This is a genomic window from Actinosynnema sp. NPDC059335, from assembly GCF_042752395.1.
Classification (GTDB): Bacteria; Actinomycetota; Actinomycetes; order Mycobacteriales; family Pseudonocardiaceae; genus Actinosynnema.
In genome coordinates this window covers 6,998-11,587 of the sequence record NZ_JBHYXZ010000061.1, presented here as the reverse complement: position 1 = coordinate 11,587, position 4,590 = coordinate 6,998, and the positions used below count along the sequence as shown (strand labels likewise).

At 73.7% G+C, this 4,590-nt stretch carries 4 protein-coding genes; 3 read left to right on the top strand and 1 reads right to left on the bottom strand.

Annotated features, from left to right (window positions below):
* Positions 1–57 precede the first annotated feature (57 nt).
* Positions 58–387, bottom strand: coding sequence for a hypothetical protein (locus tag ACFXGA_RS20220; RefSeq protein ID WP_378090027.1), 330 nt, complete (start codon positions 385–387; stop codon positions 58–60).
* Between the two features lie 469 nt (positions 388–856).
* On the opposite strand from ACFXGA_RS20220, the gene ACFXGA_RS20215 reads away from it, so the two are divergent.
* The 3 genes from ACFXGA_RS20215 to ACFXGA_RS20205 all read left to right on the top strand — a co-directional run bounded on the left by ACFXGA_RS20215 (position 857) and on the right by ACFXGA_RS20205 (position 4,490).
* Entirely contained in the window at positions 857–1,567 is a 711-nt protein-coding gene (locus ACFXGA_RS20215; RefSeq protein WP_378090025.1) for a ThuA domain-containing protein, read from the top strand.
* Entirely contained in the window at positions 1,537–2,640 is a 1,104-nt protein-coding gene (locus ACFXGA_RS20210) for a Gfo/Idh/MocA family protein (RefSeq protein ID WP_378090023.1), read from the top strand. The genes ACFXGA_RS20215 and ACFXGA_RS20210 overlap by 31 nt, the downstream gene beginning before the upstream one ends.
* Before the next feature lie 290 nt (positions 2,641–2,930).
* A complete protein-coding gene (locus tag ACFXGA_RS20205; RefSeq protein WP_378090021.1) occupies positions 2,931–4,490 on the top strand; it encodes an RICIN domain-containing protein in 1,560 nt (519 codons plus the stop codon).
* Positions 4,491–4,590 lie beyond the last annotated feature (100 nt).

The following is a 4,590-nucleotide window of genomic DNA, read 5'->3' as shown; positions in this document are numbered from 1 at the left end:
CGACTACGTCCTGCGCGGCACGAAGGCGTGGGTCACGCACAGCGGCATCGCCGACTACTACGCCGTGTACGCGCGCACCGGCGGGGCGGGCGCCCGGTCGTCGACCGGCCCGCCGGCGGGGCCCCCCCCCGCGACGGCGACGAGCACGACCGCGAGGACGGCCGCCGTCCACGCCTGCCCGCGTCGGTTCAGGTAGAAGTAGCCCGCGCCGCTGCCGGTCAGGTTCAGCAGGACGGCGGCCGCGGTGGACTTCGGCTGGGGCGGCGTCGGAGGGATCCGCAGGATGGGGTCGGTCGGCGTCGGGTCCACCCACTCGGCCTGCGCCTCCGGTCCGGCCGGCCGCGCCCACGGGCTCGCCGCCGGGTGCCCGGCGGAGGGGTCGCTCACCGGTCCGGCGGCCGGCGCGTCGGCCGCTGTCGGCTCGGTGCCCTGCGGTCCTGGCGCTCCCGGCACGGCCGGCGTGGGATCCGCCGGGGGTTCGACAGTTGCCCCCTCGGCGGTTGCCGCCTCTGCGGCTGTCGTGTCCGCGACTGTCGTGTCCGCGGCTGTCGTGACCGCAGTTGCCGCCCCTGCGGTTGTCGTGTCGCCGGTTGCCGTTTCCGGGGCCGGCGTCCCGGTTTTCGGCGCTTCCTGCTCCGCTGCCGCCCCCTGCTCCACCGGCGGCTGTGCCTTCGATCCGTCTTCGCTCATCCCAACCCCCACCACGGTGTCCCCCGACCCGATCACAGGGGACCACACCGCCGTCGTCGGGTGCAGGCGATTTGGGCATCACCACCCACTCGCCGAGCACTCCCGCCGGCACCGCGGCAGCGGATATGATCAAGTCGGGTACGCGCTGGGGACCGTGGGGGTGGGCGTGCGACAGCCGAAGGCGTTGGTGGTCCGCGGTGGCTGGGAGGGGCACCGCCCCGTCGAGGCCACCGACCTGTTCATCCCGTTCCTGCGGGACCGCGGCTACGCCGTGCGGGTCCACGGCTCGCCCGACGTGTACGCCGACGCCGACGAGATGGCCGCCACCGACCTGGTCGTGCAGTGCGTGACGATGTCGGAGATCACCGCCGAACAGGTGGCGGGCCTGCGCGCGGCGGTCGAGGCGGGCACCGGGTTCACCGGCTGGCACGGCGGCATCGCGGACTCGTTCCGCGCCTCGTCGGACTACCTGCACCTGGTCGGCGGCCAGTTCGCGACGCACCCCGGCAAGGAGCCGGCCGAACGCCGGGGCGGGCCGGAGGACAACTTCCTGCCGCACGCGGTGACCATCACCCCGCTCGGCCGGGAACACCCGATCACCGCGGGCGTCGAGGACTTCGAACTGGTCACCGAGCAGTACTGGGTGCTGCACGACGACCTGAACGACGTGCTGGCCACCACGACCCACCCGGCCCCGGCGTGGCACCCGTGGCAGCGGCCCGTGACCTGCCCGGCGATCTGGACGCGGCAGTGGGGGGCCGGGCGGATCGTGGTGACCACCCCGGGGCACAGCCTCGACGTGTTGCGGCACCCCGCCGTGCGCACCGTCATCGAGAGGGGAATGCTGTGGGCGACCCGCACCGCGTCGGGATCGTAGGTCTCGGCGTCATCTCCCGCGCGTACCTCGGCACGCTGGGCGAGCACCCCGCCGTGCGCGTCACTGCGGTCGCGGACCTCGACGCCACCCGGTCCGCCGCGGTCGCGGCCCAGTTCCCGGGTGTCGCGGCGGTGGGCGTGGAGGAGCTGCTCGACGGTTCGGACGTGGACACCGTCCTCAACCTCACCACCCCCGCCGCGCACGCGCCGATCGCGCTGCGGGCGATCGCCGCCGGCAAGGGCGTCTTCGCCGAGAAGCCGCTCGCCGTGGAGTTCGCGGACGGCCGCGAGATCGTCGACCGGGCTGCCGCCGCGGGCGTGCGGGTCGGGTGCGCGCCCGACACCGTCCTCGGCACGGGCACGCAGACCGCCCGCGCGGCGATCGACGGCGGCCTGATCGGGCGTCCGTTGTCCGCGTCGGCCGTCATGGTCACGCCGGGGCACGAGCGCTGGCACCCCAACCCGGACTTCTACTACACCGCGGGCGGCGGCCCGCTGCTCGACATGGGGCCGTACTACATCAGCGCGCTGGTCCACCTGCTCGGCCCGGTGCGCGCGGTGATCGGCGCGGCGAGCCGGTTGCGCGACGAGCGCGTGATCGGGTCCGGACCCCGGATCGGCCAACGGATCCCCGTCGAGGTGCACAGCCATGTCTCCGGCGTCCTCGAACACGTCAACGGCGCGCTGTCCACCCTCACCACCAGCTTCGACGGCGTCACGACGACGGCCGTGCCGATCGAGGTGCACGGCGAGGACGGCACCCTCGCCGTCCCGGACCCGAACCACTTCGACGGCGACACCCGCCTCTTCCCGCTGGGCGGCAGCGAGTGGCGGACCCTGCCGCCGAGCGCCGGGTACGTCGGAGCCGGCCGGGGCATCGGCCTGCTGGACCTCGTCGCGGCCGACGGGCGGCCCCCGCGTGCCGGCGGCGACCTGGCGCTGCACGTGCTGGAGACGATGACCGCCGTCCTCCGCTCCGCCGAGGAGGGCCGGAGGATCGAGCTGACGACCGCGGTGCGGCGACCGGAGCCGGTGCCACTCACCCCGGTGGCGGAGTGGTTCCCCGGCCGTTGACGCGCGGCCGACGCGGTCGCCTGCGGCCAAGCGGGTGGTCCTGCGCCCGGGGGAGCCGGCAGGCGTAACACCCTTGACACGCAAGGGGATGAGCCGTGTGTTCGTCACGACCGGCGTTGACGACCTCGCGGCCCTCAGGGGCGGTGTGACGGCCAACTCGGTGATCGACCACGTGCACGCGGCTCCTCACCCGGCGGTGCGCCGGAGGTCGAGTCGAACACCCGTGTCCTCCACCACTCCGCGCCGGGTCTGCCGTCGGCGAACCCGCGCGCTCCTCCGGAAGGACGTCCATGTCATCCCGCTCCACCGCCCTGCTCCGCCTGCTGGCCCCGGTGGTGCTCGCCGCCGGCGTCGTCCTGCCGCTCGCCGCGGGCACCGCCTCCGCCGCCCAGCCGATCTGCCTGAGCGGCAACCTCCAGTTCGACTACCAGTCGGCCGAGGAGGGCACCGCCAAGCCGACCCGGACCAGGGCCGCGCGCAACGCCTCGGTCGAGCTGTGGGGTCGTGAGAAGTCGACCGACACCGACCACAAGCTGAACACCGACACCCAGCTGACCGGCGCCGCCGACGGCTCGTTCACCCTCTGCCACACCCCGGTCACCACCACCGCGATGGACCACCTCTTCGTCCGCTTCGCGACCCGCAGCAACCAGGTGTGGCGGGTCACCGACAACAGCGGCACGGTGTACACGTACGACACGCCGACGCAGTCGAACGTGTCGGCCAGTGTCTCCCTGGGCGTCGTCAAGCCGACCACCGCGACCCGCGCCTGGCACGCGTTCGACACCGTCAACCTGCTCTGGACGCGCCGGGTCAACCCGACCACCCAGTGCTGGACGACCGCGGAGACGAACGCCTCGGCCTGCACCACGCTGACGGTGCGCTGGCAGGCCGGGTCCACCGCCGGCCCGTACTACGACCTGTCGAACAACGTCTACCTGTCCGACGCCGACCCGGACTCCGAGCACACCGTGCTGCACGAAGCGGGTCACTTCTTCCAGCACCGCCTCTACAACGGCACGTTCCCGACCGTCACCAACTGCAACCCGCACTACATCGCGACGGCGTCCTCCGCCACGTGCGCCTGGACCGAGGGCTTCGCCGACTCGGTGGCGGCCTACCTGCTGGGCGACAACCGTTACGTGTTCCCGGACGGCTCGTCCACCGCGTTCACCGCCGGCCCGGGCTGGCAGACCGGCGACCACGTGCAGGGCAACGTGGACGGCGCGCTGCTCCGGCTGTGGAACCAGGTCGACGGCAGCTGGGACCGCACCATCACCACCCTGTCCTCGCACATGCCCTCGACCTTCGCCGACTGGTTCAAGAACGTCCGCCCGACGGCCGTGCCGCCGCTGTCCACCACCGGCGCCGCGCTGACCGCGCTGGACGCGCACGCCATCAACTACGGCCCCACGATCGTCGGCGACAACGCCTACCACGCGCTCAGCAACGGCGGCGGCGTCGCCCTCCAGCGCGGCGGGACGTGCAGCGGCAGCATCCCGTCGGTGGCCGAGTTCGCCGCGCTGGACACCTCCCGGGCCTCGCAGCGCTGGAAGCTCACCGCCAACGGCGACGGCACCGTGCGGATCTTCGACAGCTGCCCGGTCCCGCTGTACCTGACCGCGCCGACCACCTCCGGCGGCCAGCCGTCCCTGCAACTGCTCTACCTCGGCACCCCCAACCAGCGCTGGCAGGTGACCCAGAACGCCGTGGGCACCTACACCCTGGTCAACCCGGCGACCGGCTTCGCCCTGGACGGCAACGCGACCGCGGGCCAGGCGGTCACCGCCACCACCGCGTCCGCCGGCTCGACCGGCCAGAAGTGGGCGTCGGTCTTCTCCATCTCCTGACACCGGGATCCGTGACGTCGCCTCGGTCGCGGGGTTTCCGACCCCCGGCGGCCGACGCGACCCGGCGGGGGGGGGGGGGCGCGCGCCGGCCCGGGCCCCC